Raw genomic sequence first — 15,314 nt, forward strand, 5'->3', positions numbered from 1 at the left:
TTTCTTGACTATTTAACTAAACTTAACCCTATAAATAAGACAAAACCATGCTATTGCACCCAATAGCATGGTTATTTTTATTAAAAATTAAACTGAACACCTACGCCATATAACCACGACTTTTTAGAGTCAGACTGATCTTGCCAATTCGTTTCTTTATCACCTTTTTCATAGCCATAAGATACATCAATATAAGGCTTAATGTTTTTGGTAATTTCATAGCGTGTTTCTAAACCAAAATGCAACTCACTTAAACCCGATTTTTTTGCATATTTTGAGTCATCATTCAATACAAATTGCGCATCAAAATAAGGCTTCAGAATCAGTTTTTGTGTTAGTAAAACATCTCGATCAGATTCAATACTTAATAAAAATTGCTTATCTTTTCCTATAAAGGCATAAATATCTGTATCAAAAAAGTATGGTGCCAATCCATTTAAACCTAAAGCAGCATAAGTTTGCGACTTTTCATCTTCATGAGATGGATCATAGGTATAACGAACACCTGCTTGAATATCCCAAAAATCTGCCATCGCACGGCTGTACATAAACTTAGCATCATAACTGCTTTTTTCAGACTCCTCTTTTTCTACATGTACCTTTGTGAAAAGTTTATTTTCATCTGTACCAATCCAGCTTTCTATCTCTCCTAGCCAAATACCTTTGCCTGATTCATCTACCAACCACTTATTACTAAGTTCAGTCGATTGATAAATTTGCCCACCATGCTCCTTTGTATGGTCTTGATCGGCATGACTAGTTGAAGATATATGTTCAGATGGAGGTTCATGTTGTTCCATATTTGGCATGTTCATTGGAGCGCTCTGCATGTGCATGCTATGGTTTTCCATTGCAAATGCTTGTCCGTTTAAACATAAAATTGAAATGCCAAGAACATGTTTCATCTTAATGATGCGCATGTTGACCTCCGTCTGTTGTTGTTTTTAAATCAACTTTCTGCAATGTAGTTTCTTTTTTATTGTTCTGATTTTCATCAGCTACATTTGCCACAATTAGTTTTGTCATCATACCAGCACTCATGTGGTATAGAAGATGACAGTGAATTGCCCATTCACCCATTTCATTTGCTGTTAATAAAGCGGTCATTGTTTTACCTGGTGGTACAACAATAGTGTGCTTATTCGGTAAATCGGAAGATGCCTGCCCATTTTCCAACTGCATAAACATGCCATGTAAATGCATTGGATGTGCCATCATACTGTCATTGACAAACTTCAATCGAATACGTTCACCAAATTTAACGTTTAAAGGCTCTGCTTCGTTAAATTTTTTCCCATTAATTGTCCAAATATAGCGCTCCATTGTGCCGCCTAAATGAACTTCCAACTCACGCGTTGCTTCACGAGTATCTGGCTGTGGAGTTAAAGATTTTAAATCACTATATTGCAATGCTTTATTCATTTTAGGGGTTGCAGCATTTGCCCATCCTTGCACAGTTTGGGCACCTTCGCTCTTCTGCTCAGACATTGTCATTTCATGATGGTCATGTTGCATTTGAGTATGATCAGGCATTGTTGCTATATCATGATTCATTGCTTGATGATTCATTTTAGAATGGTCTAAATCATCATTGTGTATTGCAGCATTCATATTATGAGACTCATGATTCATGCTCTGCATTGAACCATGTCCCATATCTTCCATCGTTAATAATGCACGTGGTCTTGCTTGTGGTATTTGAATTTTTTCAGGTGCTTTCACTTGCTCATTTTGCAAAGATGCCAAAGCAAAACCTGTACGATCAATAGATTCTGCTTGAATTTGATAATGATCTTGTTTCGGCTCCACAATTACATCATAAGTTTCAGCAGCACCAATACGAAACTCATCTACATTGATAGGTTTTACAGGTTGACCATCGGCACTAACCACCGTCATTTTTAAGTTTGGAATTCGGACATCAAAAAAAGACATTGCCGATGCATTAATCACACGCAAGCGTACTTTTTCATTAGGATTGAATACGCCTGTCCAATTTTGTTCAGGTGTTTTTCCATTCACCAAAAATGTGTAACCCGTTACATCAGACAAATCAGTTTTTAACATGTGCATTTGGTTCCACATAGAACGATCTTGCCATGTATTTTTTAAACCATCTTTTTTAATTTGAACAAAAACATCTTTTAATGTTTCACGGCGATTTTGATAAAATTCCGATGATTTCTTCAAATTTGCCATAATCTGTTCACTTGAAGACTCATGAAAATCGGACAGCATTACCACATAATCACGATCTGTTTTTTCAGCAGTAGTAACGGGCTGTTTATGTTTCGGGTAAATCACCAATGGTCCATATAAGCCATCTTGTTCTTGCCCTTTTGAATGTGCGTGATACCAATATGTTCCGTTTTGACGAACCTTAAATTTATAAGTGAAATCTTTCTTCGGTGCGATTCCTTTAAACTGATTAAATCCTGGTACACCATCCATTAATCCTGGCAATAACAATCCATGCCAATGTACTGAAGTATCCTGATTTTTAAGATTATTATGTACATGAATAACCGCATCATCCCCCTCTTCAAACTCAAGAAGTGGTGCAGGAAACTGACCATTGACCGTGATTTTTTTGACTGATTTCCCAGTAACATTCACCATTTTCTCATCAATTGTCAGGTGATATTCCTTTACTGCTGAAAATGTATAAGTGGATGTGAATATGCTCACTACTATAAGTAGTTGCTGATGTAATTTGATAGACATGACTAATCCTTGAATTTGAAAAATATAAAGTAAATTCAGGATTAAGCTTGTGGAGGGCGTAAAATATCTTGTCTAAAATCGGAAGAATGGAACCTTGAATATACAAAATTTCGAGCTGTTGGTAAGACAACTTTATCTAAATTAAACTGCTGTTCATCTACAACATCAATATTAAACACCGATATTTGACATTGCGGTGTTATACATCCTTGGCAATTGTCATGTGACATGTGTTGCTGATGCGTACTTACATTTTCTTGACAGTGATCATTGGCAGGCATTGGTTCAGCATGCTCCGCCATATCTTGACAATGATTTATAGATGAAACGTAATGTGAATTTGATTCAAATTTAGTATGTTCTAAATTTTTTTGTATTTGAGTTGCAGGCACGAAAGCAAAGGCAATACCTGTCCAACTCATCAACATAGTGACAAGCAAAACAAAAGTAATACTTTTACGTTTCATGAACTGCATGGGCATAGCCTTTTATGACAACAATAGGTCTATTCTTTGAATGTGTTCCTCATTCGCGCTTGAGAATAACCGAGTGTTGTTTTATACACAAATTTTAAATTTACAATTAACAATACAGCAACAAAGTAAAAAAATGATCATTAAAATAATAAAGCTATTTATTCATCAGTCACTTTTTAAACAAGAGGTTAATAAACACACGACTACCAGCTAAACTAAATACACAAAAAAAGGACTCATTTGAATACTTTTTAGACATTTTTTGTATAATTTGCAAACCGTTGACACTTAAATGTTTATAAATTAATCGAGTTATCCATATAGTTACAAACATAGATATCCATACAGTTATAAACAAAGTTATCCACAGACTGTAGATAACTTATTCAAAATACCCTAAGCTTGAACTGAACCTACTTTTGCAAGTTCTGAGCGCATTTCGTTAATTACAGCTTGATAATCTGGCTTACCAAAAATAGCTGAACCTGCAACAAACATATCTGCGCCAGCTTCTGCAATTTCACGAATATTTGCAGGCCCTACACCACCATCTACTTCTAAACGAATGTCACGACCTGAAGCATCAATAATTTTTCGTGCTTCACGCAATTTTTCCAATGTCATTGGAATAAATTTTTGACCACCAAAACCAGGGTTCACGCTCATCAATAAAATTTGATCCACTTTATCTAGCACGTAATCTAGGTAATGTAATGACGTTGCAGGATTAAATACTAAACCAGCTTTTGCACCACCCGCCTTAATTAATTGCAATGAACGATCAATATGATCTGATGCTTCAGGATGGAACGTAATAATATCTGCACCAGCATCTAAAAAGTCACCAATCATACGGTCAACTGGAGACACCATTAAATGCACATCAATAGGTGCTTTAATGCCATATTTTTTAAGTGCCTTACATACGCCTGCACCAAATGTTAAATTTGGAACATAGTGGTTATCCATAACATCAAAATGTACGACATCAGCACCTGCTGCAATAACATTTTCAACTTCTTCACCTAAACGAGCGAAATCTGCTGATAAAATTGATGGCGCAATTAAATATGGCTTGGACATGTAAGGGAACCTTGCTGGTATTTGGATTGATCCTGTAATTATAGCAAATTGTGATTCAGTGCGGGTTGTTGAATTATTCACTTCACGATGAACATTCTATTTTTCAAACGCAATGTTACAATATGAGAATTATTCTCGTTTATAATTCTTGTTAAAATTATGTGAAATATACAAGAGTGTAAAGTATGAAAAGCCAAGCTCACATTGAAACAGCACAAGCCTCAAAAATAGCAAAACGCCTACTCAATCACTGGAAACATAAATTTGATGTTGAGCAAACTGAATTAGAGATGAAAATTTTTATGCCAAGTGCAACAGTGACATTAAGTCCAAATACAGATTCACTCCAAGTAAATATTGATTTTAAATCTGATGAATTTTCACAAGAAAAACTAGAGCAAGTTGTTTTAGATCACTTGATTCGTATGGGACAAGAAGAACTTCATGCAAACTGGTCACGTAATTAATTGAATATTGTCACAGTATAAAAATAAATAAGGGAAGCATAGACCTCCCTTATTCTTATAACACTTACTTAAATCTATTTTTGTTGCTGTGCATCAAAATCTCTTACAGCCTGAATTCGAGCCTTAGTTGCAGGATGGCTTTGTAAAAAATCAAATACTGAACCCTCTTTAGCCTCTTCTTCATTCTTAGATGACTCTTCTTTATTATCATCTTCTAAACGCTGTAAAAAATTAGCAAAATGAACTGTTGGAATTTTATGTTGATGCATCGTATTTAATGCATAAAGATCCGCTTCAGATTCAAAATCACGTGAATATTTAGCACCAATTAATGCGACAGGAACGGTTATAACAAGATCTGATGCATCTCCTGTAATCGCAATTAAAATCACACTAAAACCTAAACTCGATAAAGTTTGTTGCAGACTATGCTTTTGAATTAAATGTCCTTGTTCATGTGCAAGAACACCAATAATTTCATCATCATTCTTTGCAAGCTCTACCAACTCATCCGTCACAATAATGGTATTGTTAGGAATTGCTAATGCATTTGCGCCTATTTGCTCTCCTGCTCTAAATACTATTTTCGCGGGCTTGCCATTTGCAACAATACTATTATATTTATCAATAATTTGCTTCTGCCTTATATCCGATAAAGTTGTTTCACCTGTAGTAGATACAACATATTGTTCAGCTTCATCACCTATTGTTTTAAGTGTCTCGGCAGGTAAATGTTTCGCCACATAATAAGCAGCTGTAGGCACACCCCATTTCACTGTCGCAAAAATAAGAACAGCTACAAATATTGCACTAAACAAAATAAGACTTGGAGATTTTTCAAGCTTCCAAATAGAGTGATATGTCTTTTTACTATTAAGCTGAAACCATTCAGGTAAAGCCTCCTGAAACTCCAATCGAGCCTCATCTTTTAATTCAATAATAGGATGAATTTTTCCTAGTGCCCCAATGAGTGTCATATCTTCATATAAATAAAGACGCTCCAATTCAAGCTGCTCACCATAACGCACTAAAATATTTTTCTCATCTATAGCGTAGACTTTTGCTTGATATGGCTTTGAGCTAAAACCATCATAAAATACAACGTCAACATTCGATGTTTGCATATTCAGTTTCCGTTACAGTGACACATCAAAGTCAAATACATCACTAATTTCTTCAGCAATGGCACTATGATCTTCTTGAATGCGATTTAGCATCTCATCTGGATTATTTTTTAAATTCAAACTCAATGATTCTACTTGATATTTATATAACCGAATTGCTGCCCAAGGAGACATAAAACCAATCGTGATAATTTTCATAAACCAATTACTCACAATAATCCACGCATAACGCCATTGATTACAATTGGTCTGAAATTCACTACGACTTAACGTGGTATTGTTCCAAGTTGCCATAAAAGTTCGTGCAGAAATTAAGGGCCAAATAAACAATAAACCCAATATATAAATTGCAAAAAAAAGATAACCAATGGTATCTACACCAACATTTGCTAAAGAACCGACCATAACCCAAAGCACAATTGCTGAAATACCAATGAGTGCAATAAATGCTAAAAATGGATAATAAAATGCCCCCATAAAGGCAGACCATTCTGCACGTAATTTAAACTTCAGCTGCCCAACATATAAATGATCTAAACTATATTTTTTAAACAACCAAACTGCGACAGGATAAAATAAACCTAATGTAAATATTGTTAGTAAAATGGATTTAAAGAACACCAAATAAATTTCTTTATTTGTTCCAGAAAAATAAAATCTGCTATTACCAAACTTACTATTTCTTGCTTTAAAGCGAAGAGTTGCACGAATTAACCACGGTACAACAAAATAAATTATAACCAAGCCAATTAATGTTGCCTTCAGTGAATAGCTCGAAATCACCGAAAATGCAATATAAAGCCCTAAAGCAATTAAACGACCAATTAAAATTTTACGAGGTATACCTGTAAAGTCGAAACGGCGCTTAAAAAATTCTGTATTTCCATAAAAATAACGTAAACGACGTACTTTTGCCCAAGGAGCATATAAGCCTATCGTCACAATCGTTAAAAGAATATTCACAATCCAAATACCAAAGTATTCAGATGCATTTCCATGAAAGTAGAAAGAGTGTTTCTTTTTCCAGTGCTCTACTTCGTTCTGTGCAGGAGGAAGTTCTGGTGGAAATGGTGGTTCTACAATAGATTGATTGTCTAAATTACCTTCTGGTGTTTGCATGAAAAATCCAGTTATTTTTAATTTTGTTATCAGTCAAAGACCTACTTTAAATAGATCAAAAAAAAATGCGTTAAATCTTATAAAAGATAAAACGCATTATCTCTGAATCATAAAAAACTTACAAATATGAGATGAGGTAGCCTATATCTAAGCTTGTAATTGTTCATGATGAAATTTCAAATGATCTTCAATAAAACTTTGAATAAAGTAATATCCATGATCATAGCCTTCATGTTCACGTAAAGTTATTTTTTGACCTACTGTAGCACATGCTTGTTCCAACAAAGTTGGATTCAACTGAGAATAGAACTGATCATTTAATCCTTGATCAATTAAAATATCTGCAAATAAAGCGCCTTTTTGTTTTACTAAGGCAGTTGCATCATGTGCTAACCATTCAGATTTATCTAAGCCTAAATAACTAGAAAATGCTTTTTCACCCCAAGGACATTGGCTTGGTGCACAGATTGGTGCAAATGCAGAAACAGACTTAAACTTTTCAGGATATTTAAGTGCAAGTGTTAATGCACCATGCCCTCCCATAGAATGTCCAAAGATTCCAATTTTATTCTGCTCGATTAAAAACTCTTGATTAACTAATGCATAAAGTTCATTTGCAATAAAAGTTTCCATCTGGAAATGTTCATTCCACGGAGCTTGTGTCGCATTAATATAAAACCCCGCCCCCTGACCAATATCCCAATGATCACCCTGTTCAACATTTTCACCACGTGGTGATGTATCAGGCGTAATTAAAATCAGGTTAAGTTGTGCTGCTAATTGCTGCGCATGCGCTTTTATAGCAAAAGTTTCTTCCGTACAGGTCAAACCTGCTAAATAAAATAATGCGGGACAGGCTTCACCATTTAAAGCCTTTTTAGGAAGATAAATACCAAATTTACTTTCACCTTTTAGGCTTGTGGAATTAATCTTATAAATGCGCTGCTCACCATTAAAACATCTATTATTTTGGATTAATTCCATAAAACTCCCCTTTTAAATCAATGAATAGTCAGTGGCATTTCCACATTCGATGTTGTTTTTACAGGATTCACCTGCGGAAATAAACGTTGCTCAAATTGAGGCAGCATTAACTCCATATTTTTACCAATAGCCCATTGCGGTTCCGATGGTTCAAAACCTTGTGCATTTTCCCATTTCGCAACAGTATCTTTCGCCTGATTAAAGGCATCAAACATCGAGTGCTGCTCACGCATTGCCTGATCAAAGAAAGCTCGACCAAAATACGTATAATCTGCTTCATTTGAACAACCAAATGATGCCCTATCTGCTGCTGATGCAGTAATAATTAAAGTGTTTTCATCTTGTAATTCAGAAACAAAACTTCCTGAATAGCATGCTGAAATTACAATCACACGCCAACGAATGCCAGACTTGTCTAAAGTATCTTTCAGCCATTTTGGATCGACTTGTTTTAAGTCTATTGGTGCATTTTCCATTTCAAACTGATTTGGTAATCCATGTGATGTCATATATAAAAATAACACATCACTTTCCCTATTCATCTGCTGTCCCATACGGCGCAGTGCCATTTCCATACTCGTTCTAGATGCAATCGGAATGACATTTCGTGTCATTGGATTATTTACAAGAATCATAGAGCGTGAAAAAGTTCCAAATCGGGTATCAAACTGTTCTTTTATACGTTCAATTTCAGACATGAAAACATCTTGATAACTTGCACCAGCCACACCTAAAAAATACCAATGTGATTGTGCAAACTCACCAAACTCAATACCTTCAAGTGCTTTATTTAAAATTCGATTTTGAGCATAAAAAGACTCTTCACTAAAAGATGGTGGAACATCTTCCACCTTCCAAATAGGCTGACTTTTTACAGACATTTGCCAAACAACTAACGTGAATAATGTTGCAGCAATAATAAGAGCACGCTCCCACCACGGCCAATTTAACTCACGTGCAAACACCCAAACTACAGCAAGGCTTTGCCAAACAAACAACACCATAAACAATATAGGTAAATAGTCGTAAAGCGCATAAGGCAGTACATCAACCATACCCAAATATTGAATAAAGCTTTGCAATAATGCGATATGAGTATCTAGCACTAACCAAAGTAATGCAGGAACCAGCATTAATCGCGGATTATTAACACGTTGAGATAAAAAAATCCCGACAATAAGCGCAATGAATGGCCAAAGTGCATAACTAACTAAACCTTGAGGATTAAATTCCCCTAGTTCACCCGCACTTAACCAGCTAAATAATGTGTTTGCAGCACCACCTAATACTCCCCAAAAAATAAGCTGAAAAATAGATGGGCGTACAATTTGTAAAGAACGTCGTGAACCTAAGAATAGCCATAATCCAGCAGTTTGATTGCTTTTAAGATCATGCCAGAAGTTTATGGAGGGTTTGAAATCAATCATAGGTTCAACGTGTTGTTATAGACCGCAATTTGAATAATTAGTTTATGCCTGATAATTTTTTTATCAATGACGTTTTTTCACTATATCTCAAATCTTTGCAGTTTATTTAAGTAGTTACCAAAATACTAAGCAAGATCATGTTGAAAATATGCATCAAAACGACAAGCATCTCCTTGCCATTGATGATCTGGTTCTTGATTTGCTAAAAATACGGCAAGTCTTGGGCGTTTGACTACAACTCGCTTTGCAATTTTTTGTGCTAATTCAAGTAAGTTATCACCTAAATCCATTTCACCATCTTCAGGTAAAATTAAATGCAATAATTGCATTTGCTTTTTAACTTGTGCTTGTTTCTTTTCTGCTTGTTGGTTTTGATCACGTTGTGGAAACATTGGATCAAGATAAGCAACATCAAAAATACTGCCCTGTTCAGCTTGTTGTTTCAAAAAGTCAGCTGAATCAGAAAATACTAAATGAATACGTTGAGCTGTTTTTTGTAAAAAGGGATCTGCCAATGCTGTTCTTTGTGCATCTTCCAATAATGTAAATAAAACTGGATGACGTTCTACTAAAGTCACTTCAGCACCTAAATGCGCCATCAGTAAACTGTCATGCCCTAGTCCCGCAGTTGCATCCACCAATTTAGGCTTTTCACCTAAATTACATGCTCGAGCAATCATTTCAGACTTTAATGATGCTCTCTTTAAGCGACCTACTTCTGCTTTCCAATCGGGTTGCATTTTCATGCCATTAGCACACAGCCATAATCCAAAACTATCTACACACAACGCCAAGTCAGGATTTAAACGTAAAAAGCGAGCATTCAATTTTTCAACTAGCTCAATATTTACTTGTACTCCACGAGAAGAAAGCACAACAGCGAACTGTTGTGCTTTCTCTTGGAATTCTTGTTCTGTATATAAGCGAATTCCGCTTACCATAATTTCCAGCCTGTAAATGCAAAAAGTAAAATCACGAGACCTGATAGAATTCGGTACCATGCAAAAATCATAAAGTTACGTTTAGCAACATACGCAACTAATGCACGAATCAATATAAGTGCAGAAATAAATGAAACCAACAAGCCTACTGTAAGCACTAACCAATCAAAGCTAGTTTGGAACACATCATAGCTTTGATATAAATCGAGTAAACCTGCACCCACAATTACAGGAATACCTAAAAAGAATGAAAATTCGGTTGCTGCTTTACGTGATACACCTAAGAACATTGCACCAATAATGGTTGCACCTGAACGTGATGTTCCCGGAATTAAAGATAAAACTTGTATCAGACCAATCCATATTGCATCTTTAAAAGTTAAATCATCTACTTCTTGAGCACGAACTTGTGGTGGATTTTTTTCAATCCACATGATAATGAAGCCACCAACAATTAAACCTATTGCGACCGCAACATCATTAAATAACAATGCTTTTACTGTTTGACCAAAAGTTAGTCCTACTAGCATGATAGGAATAGATGCAAAAATAAGTCCTAAACCTAAATGACGTCCTTTTGCCTCTCCTGTAATTAAGCCCGTTGCCGCACCCCAAAGACGTGCCCAATATTCATAAATTACAGCTGCAATTGCACCCATTTGTATGGCGATTACGAATACATCACTTTTTTCTTTTGTCCAAAAATTCATAAGTTCAGACGCTAAAATTAAGTGTCCTGTACTTGAAATTGGTAAAAACTCAGTGATCCCTTCTACAATACCCATAATCGCTGCTTTGAGCAGCAGTAAAAGATCCATAAAAAATCCTAATTATTTACCCTGTTCTGGGATTTTTTTCCAAGCGTCATCACGTAGATAGACTGGTAACGCAAGCTCTACATCCAACCAATTTTCGTGTTTCGCTAATTCTCGGGCAATAATAGCAATATCTTCCGCTGTTGCACTTAAGCTCTTGTATTGTATTTGTTCTTCATTGACCAAACCAGCACCTGAGCCTATAAGTTGATATTTCACAACATGTTTTGCTTTTTCATAGCTCAATAATTGCTCTTCATCTACTGCTTGCATGATATTGTTTTCATCAAGCTTAAAACTTGCAATATAAACTTCACTCATACGAGCATCAAGAACAGCCGTTACCTCTGTTAATTTCGCTTCACGATAGGCATTTTGTGCCAAAGCTTGCAATGTCGATACAGGAATAACTGGAATATCATTTGACCAAGCCAAAGCTTGTGTCACAGCCGCATTAATGCGTACACCACTAAATGAACCTGGTCCGCGACTAAATGCAATTGCTGTTAAATCAGATACTTGAATTCCAACTTGTGAAAAACCTTGCTCAATCATAGGTAAAATGGTTTGAGTCTGGGCTTTTGCTCTTGTATCTAGTTGAAAAAACAACGCTTGAGTTTCATTTACAATTGAAACGGAACACTGCTCATTGGCAGTTTCCAATGCCAGCAATTTCATGCACGACCTTAAAATAAATCAGATAAATATAGTGGTTATGATACTCCACTCGTTCATTGTTCGCGAGAGATTCTGATCGTTGAAACTTAAATCTAGCTTAAATTTTAAGTCGTACAAAAATACCTTATTTGGCAAACTTAAAGATGAACTTCTTCCAACTGCACAAACTTTTTAAAATGCTCTGCATAATGCAATGCACTGTTTTTTAACATTGCTTCACCAGATTCATCTAAAGTCTTAACGACTTTCCCAGGTGATCCCATTACCACAGAATTATCGGGAATGACCTTACCTTCTGGAATTAATGAATTTGCACCAATAATACAATTTTTCCCAATCACAGCATTGTTCAGTACAACTGCATTAATACCAATTAAACTGTTGTCACCAACCGTACAACCATGAAGCATCGCTTGATGCCCAATCGTGACATATTGTCCAATTTTCATTTCAATACCAGCATCTGTATGAAGAACGGCATTCTCTTGGACGTTGGTGTAATCTCCTAAAGAAATTTTGCTGTTATCACCACGAATAACCGCACCAAACCAAACACTTACGTCTTTACCTAGTTCAACTTGACCAATCACGGTGGCATTATTTGCAACCCATCCATCCCATGGCAAGTGCTTTGCTTTAGGTTGATGTCCTTGAAATTTATACAACATGTCTTTCTTCCTGAAAGTTAAAATTTTACTTAATATCTAAAGTTGGCGAATTTAGCAGTAATGGCCATTCTTTTTTATAATCTAAACCATTTTGAAAAAGTGATACCAACATCCGAGCAGTTAGCCCCCAAACCACTTCATTTTCGACCTGCATACTTGGAAAATATAGTTTTTGTTGTGCATATTGCACTTCATAAGGAATAGTTGGCGCATCCATTAAACTTTTTAAAGATGCAAAAAAAATACGGTCAATTTCAGTGGGTTGTGATTGAAGTTCAATGTGTGGAGGAATTAACCCAACAATTGGTTTTACGGTTAATCCATTTTTTGCTTTTTGCATAGGCAAATCACCAATTAACTGAACATCAAACGGATTTAATGCTGTTTCTTCTTGAGCTTCTCTCAAGGCAACAACAATATTGCTCGTATCTTGTGGATCACGCTTACCACCAGGAAATGAAACTTCACCCGCATGACTATTCATCATAATAGAACGGCGTGTTAATAAAACTTTAGGATCTTGCTCATCTGTAATCGCAATTAATACAGCCGCTTGAGCTTCCTTGGCTTTTGCCTCGAAGCGCAACCTTTGCTGCAACAATTGTGTCAATGAATTATGATCCATAAAATTTTTATCCTTTTTGCTCTAATTCCATCATAGCTGAATTTCTATCCAATGAAAGAGAGATGATGCCAAAGTCCTAAAATTCAGTTATTCTGACAATACCTTTATCAGTGACGATGAATATGAACTTCTGTGGCAATTGTGGACATAAAACAACTGAGAAAATCCCTTTAGGTGACCATCAGCTCCGTCGTGTTTGTACAGAATGTGGAAGTATTCATTATGTAAATCCTAAAGTCATCTGTGGTGCACTAGCACTGTGGGAAAATAAAGTTTTACTGTGTCGTCGCGCTATTGAACCGCGTTATGGTTTATGGACACTACCTGCGGGCTACATGGAACTATATGAAACAATGGAGCAAGGTTCAGCACGTGAAACACGTGAAGAGGCTGAAGCTGAAATTGAGATAGAAAAATTATATTGCATGTATAACATTCCACGTATTGGTCAAATTTACGTGCTTTTTAAAGCCAATATTATTGATGGTAAATTTGGCGCAGGCGAAGAAACCATTGAATCTCGTTTATTTAGTGAAGATGAAATTCCTTGGAATGAACTTGCGTTCCCTAGCGTTGAACGCACTTTGCGCCATTATTTCGAAGATCGTAAAACGAACGAATTTCCAACGCATCTAGAAACACTTGGTTCACGTTTAGATCATACAGGCTAAAGATTCACCTCATTAAATACCCTCAAGCTCATTCAACAATGGGCTTTTGTTTTATTTAAGTATTCAAACTCTTTATTCCTCTTGCTTTTATCGTGTCTAAACTTCGGTTTCATGTAAAATAAAGGTGAAATTTAATGATGTGTTTTTGCTGTATATGATGAACTCTCCGACATTCAAACAGGCTTTATCTCAACAAGCGTTTTCTACTCAGGAACTTCTTGAATGTTTACAGACATATCGTCATCTCATTTACCTAAATAACAATTTCAAACCTATTATTGGTTTTTCAGCAGAACATTCTGTACTTATACAAAACCATGATATTCAATTTTCATCGGCACAATTTCAGTGTTTAAATGATTTTTTTAATGCAAGCTTAAACATACAATCTCCTTGTTTGACTATGGGTTTTGTAAGTTATGACTATGCCGCAAATCAACAAGTTCAAGCGCAAGAAAAAGTACAACCGAGTTTGTTCTTAGGTCAATTCAAACATTATTTAAGTTTTGAAAATGATACGTGGTATTTCAATAGTTTTGACACTCAAGCTTCAAGTACTTTTCAAGAAGTTGAACAGCTTACTAAAACTAAAACATCAGCAAAAATACTTGAACTTCACGCACCGTGCCAAAGTCGTTGGAATAAAAAACAATACACCAATGCTTTTCAAAAAGTACAAGATTACATTGTGGCTGGTGACTGTTATCAAATTAATTTAACGCAAGAATTTAACGCTCAAGCAGATGGCTCACTGTTATCTACTGCCGATGCATTTTGGGCACTAACCAATGCACCATATTCAGGGTATTTGCGTATAAATGATTTTGAATTACTCAGTTGTTCACCTGAATTATTCATAGATTTTGAAACCAATAAAAAAATTGTGACCAAACCTATTAAAGGCACAATGCCACGTTATAACGATCCAATTTTAGATGAGCAATCTAAAAACACCTTAAAACATTCAGAAAAAGATCAGGCTGAAAATGTCATGATTGTTGATTTATTACGAAATGATTTAAGTGTGTATGCAGAAGTTGGCTCAGTAAAAACGCCTAAATTGTTCAATATTGAAAGCTTTAACCAAGTTCACCACATGGTCAGTGAAATTGAAGCAACCCTAAAGGAAAATGTACAACCTTTCGATGTTCTCATGTCTGCATTACCAGGTGGATCAATTACAGGTGCACCTAAAATTCGAGCAATGCAAATTATTGATGAACTTGAACAAGGTGCTCGCGGTGCTTACTGTGGCTCTATGGGTTATTTTAATTCCGATGGTACAGGTTCTTGGAACATCCTTATCCGTTCAATTCAAAAATACCAAAACGGGCTTTCAATTTGGGCTGGTGGTGGAATTACCATTGCCTCAAATTGTGATGCCGAGTATCAAGAATGCTTCGATAAAGTCGATGCCTTACTCAACTTACTCAATACTTGGCATAAAGCTAAATAAAAAAGCGACTCATTTGAGTCGCTTTTTTTTAATCCCTCCCAACCTCCCTTTTACAA

General features: G+C 35.7%; 16 protein-coding genes. 3 read left to right on the forward strand and 13 right to left on the reverse strand.

The window, feature by feature from the left end; genetic code table 11:
- Positions 1-80: 80 nt before the first annotated feature.
- From AC5YC8_RS01915 to rpe, 4 genes are all read right to left on the reverse strand, one after another.
- Positions 81-920 carry a copper resistance protein B gene (locus tag AC5YC8_RS01915; protein WP_496163358.1) on the reverse strand — a complete coding sequence of 280 codons (840 nt, stop codon included), beginning with the start codon at positions 918-920 and terminating at the stop codon, positions 81-83.
- On the reverse strand, positions 907-2,724 hold the full coding sequence (locus tag AC5YC8_RS01920) for a copper resistance system multicopper oxidase (RefSeq protein WP_496163359.1): 1,818 nt from the start codon (positions 2,722-2,724) through the stop codon (positions 907-909). Before AC5YC8_RS01920 ends, AC5YC8_RS01915 begins: the two co-directional genes overlap by 14 nt.
- Positions 2,725-2,765: 41 nt before the next feature.
- Positions 2,766-3,200: a hypothetical protein gene (locus AC5YC8_RS01925; RefSeq protein WP_496163360.1), complete on the reverse strand. Its 435-nt coding sequence runs from the start codon at positions 3,198-3,200 to the stop codon at positions 2,766-2,768.
- Positions 3,201-3,596: 396 nt separating this feature from the next.
- Complete coding sequence (rpe, locus tag AC5YC8_RS01930; protein WP_496163361.1) at positions 3,597-4,283, reverse strand: ribulose-phosphate 3-epimerase; 687 nt, start codon at positions 4,281-4,283, stop codon at positions 3,597-3,599.
- Positions 4,284-4,468: 185 nt separating this feature from the next.
- Between rpe and AC5YC8_RS01935 the strand changes: the two genes are divergently transcribed.
- Positions 4,469-4,750: a DUF2218 domain-containing protein gene (locus AC5YC8_RS01935; protein WP_496119419.1), complete on the forward strand. Its 282-nt coding sequence runs from the start codon at positions 4,469-4,471 to the stop codon at positions 4,748-4,750.
- Positions 4,751-4,824: 74 nt separating this feature from the next.
- Here the strand turns inward: AC5YC8_RS01935 and AC5YC8_RS01940 are convergent, their stop codons facing one another.
- The 9 genes from AC5YC8_RS01940 to AC5YC8_RS01980 all read right to left on the reverse strand — a co-directional run bounded on the left by AC5YC8_RS01940 (position 4,825) and on the right by AC5YC8_RS01980 (position 13,131).
- Positions 4,825-5,874, reverse strand: coding sequence for a M48 family metallopeptidase (locus AC5YC8_RS01940; protein WP_496163362.1), 1,050 nt, complete (start codon positions 5,872-5,874; stop codon positions 4,825-4,827).
- Positions 5,875-5,886: 12 nt separating this feature from the next.
- A complete protein-coding gene (locus tag AC5YC8_RS01945; protein ID WP_496163363.1) occupies positions 5,887-6,993 on the reverse strand; it encodes a YjgN family protein in 1,107 nt (368 codons plus the stop codon).
- Between the two features lie 147 nt (positions 6,994-7,140).
- Positions 7,141-7,977 carry an S-formylglutathione hydrolase gene (gene fghA, locus AC5YC8_RS01950; RefSeq protein ID WP_496163364.1) on the reverse strand — a complete coding sequence of 279 codons (837 nt, stop codon included), beginning with the start codon at positions 7,975-7,977 and terminating at the stop codon, positions 7,141-7,143.
- 17 nt (positions 7,978-7,994) lie between these two features.
- Entirely contained in the window at positions 7,995-9,404 is a 1,410-nt protein-coding gene (locus AC5YC8_RS01955; RefSeq protein WP_496163365.1) for a C13 family peptidase, read from the reverse strand.
- Between the two features lie 125 nt (positions 9,405-9,529).
- Complete coding sequence (locus tag AC5YC8_RS01960; RefSeq protein WP_496163366.1) at positions 9,530-10,345, reverse strand: class I SAM-dependent methyltransferase; 816 nt, start codon at positions 10,343-10,345, stop codon at positions 9,530-9,532.
- On the reverse strand, positions 10,339-11,163 hold the full coding sequence (locus tag AC5YC8_RS01965) for an undecaprenyl-diphosphate phosphatase (protein WP_496119431.1): 825 nt from the start codon (positions 11,161-11,163) through the stop codon (positions 10,339-10,341). Before AC5YC8_RS01965 ends, AC5YC8_RS01960 begins: the two co-directional genes overlap by 7 nt.
- A gap of 12 nt (positions 11,164-11,175) precedes the next feature.
- Positions 11,176-11,838, reverse strand: a complete 663-nt coding sequence (tsaB, locus tag AC5YC8_RS01970; protein WP_496163367.1) for a tRNA (adenosine(37)-N6)-threonylcarbamoyltransferase complex dimerization subunit type 1 TsaB — start codon at positions 11,836-11,838, stop codon at positions 11,176-11,178.
- Between the two features lie 137 nt (positions 11,839-11,975).
- Positions 11,976-12,506, reverse strand: a complete 531-nt coding sequence (locus tag AC5YC8_RS01975) for a gamma carbonic anhydrase family protein (RefSeq protein ID WP_496163368.1) — start codon at positions 12,504-12,506, stop codon at positions 11,976-11,978.
- A gap of 25 nt (positions 12,507-12,531) precedes the next feature.
- Positions 12,532-13,131 carry a CoA pyrophosphatase gene (locus AC5YC8_RS01980; RefSeq protein ID WP_496163369.1) on the reverse strand — a complete coding sequence of 200 codons (600 nt, stop codon included), beginning with the start codon at positions 13,129-13,131 and terminating at the stop codon, positions 12,532-12,534.
- Positions 13,132-13,253: 122 nt separating this feature from the next.
- Between AC5YC8_RS01980 and AC5YC8_RS01985 the strand changes: the two genes are divergently transcribed.
- The gene (locus AC5YC8_RS01985) at positions 13,254-13,802 is read left to right on the forward strand and encodes an NUDIX hydrolase (RefSeq protein WP_496119455.1); all 549 of its coding nucleotides are present in this window, start codon (positions 13,254-13,256) and stop codon (positions 13,800-13,802) included.
- Between the two features lie 157 nt (positions 13,803-13,959).
- Positions 13,960-15,258: an anthranilate synthase component I family protein gene (locus AC5YC8_RS01990; protein ID WP_496163389.1), complete on the forward strand. Its 1,299-nt coding sequence runs from the start codon at positions 13,960-13,962 to the stop codon at positions 15,256-15,258.
- Positions 15,259-15,314 lie beyond the last annotated feature (56 nt).

Source organism: Acinetobacter sp. FY731 (genome assembly GCF_059515905.1).

Bases quoted from the DNA above. Each gene is read 5' to 3' on its own strand.
- AC5YC8_RS01915 (WP_496163358.1), bottom strand. From the start codon at position 920: ATGCGCATCATTAAGATGAAACATGTTCTTGGCATTTCAATTTTATGT.
- AC5YC8_RS01920 (WP_496163359.1), bottom strand. From the start codon at position 2,724: ATGTCTATCAAATTACATCAGCAACTACTTATAGTAGTGAGCATATTC.
- AC5YC8_RS01925 (WP_496163360.1), bottom strand. From the start codon at position 3,200: ATGCAGTTCATGAAACGTAAAAGTATTACTTTTGTTTTGCTTGTCACT.
- rpe (WP_496163361.1), bottom strand. From the start codon at position 4,283: ATGTCCAAGCCATATTTAATTGCGCCATCAATTTTATCAGCAGATTTC.
- AC5YC8_RS01935 (WP_496119419.1), top strand. From the start codon at position 4,469: ATGAAAAGCCAAGCTCACATTGAAACAGCACAAGCCTCAAAAATAGCA.
- AC5YC8_RS01940 (WP_496163362.1), bottom strand. From the start codon at position 5,874: ATGCAAACATCGAATGTTGACGTTGTATTTTATGATGGTTTTAGCTCA.
- AC5YC8_RS01945 (WP_496163363.1), bottom strand. From the start codon at position 6,993: ATGCAAACACCAGAAGGTAATTTAGACAATCAATCTATTGTAGAACCA.
- fghA (WP_496163364.1), bottom strand. From the start codon at position 7,977: ATGGAATTAATCCAAAATAATAGATGTTTTAATGGTGAGCAGCGCATT.
- AC5YC8_RS01955 (WP_496163365.1), bottom strand. From the start codon at position 9,404: ATGATTGATTTCAAACCCTCCATAAACTTCTGGCATGATCTTAAAAGC.
- AC5YC8_RS01960 (WP_496163366.1), bottom strand. From the start codon at position 10,345: ATGGTAAGCGGAATTCGCTTATATACAGAACAAGAATTCCAAGAGAAA.
- AC5YC8_RS01965 (WP_496119431.1), bottom strand. From the start codon at position 11,163: ATGGATCTTTTACTGCTGCTCAAAGCAGCGATTATGGGTATTGTAGAA.
- tsaB (WP_496163367.1), bottom strand. From the start codon at position 11,838: ATGAAATTGCTGGCATTGGAAACTGCCAATGAGCAGTGTTCCGTTTCA.
- AC5YC8_RS01975 (WP_496163368.1), bottom strand. From the start codon at position 12,506: ATGTTGTATAAATTTCAAGGACATCAACCTAAAGCAAAGCACTTGCCA.
- AC5YC8_RS01980 (WP_496163369.1), bottom strand. From the start codon at position 13,131: ATGGATCATAATTCATTGACACAATTGTTGCAGCAAAGGTTGCGCTTC.
- AC5YC8_RS01985 (WP_496119455.1), top strand. From the start codon at position 13,254: ATGAACTTCTGTGGCAATTGTGGACATAAAACAACTGAGAAAATCCCT.
- AC5YC8_RS01990 (WP_496163389.1), top strand. From the start codon at position 13,960: ATGAACTCTCCGACATTCAAACAGGCTTTATCTCAACAAGCGTTTTCT.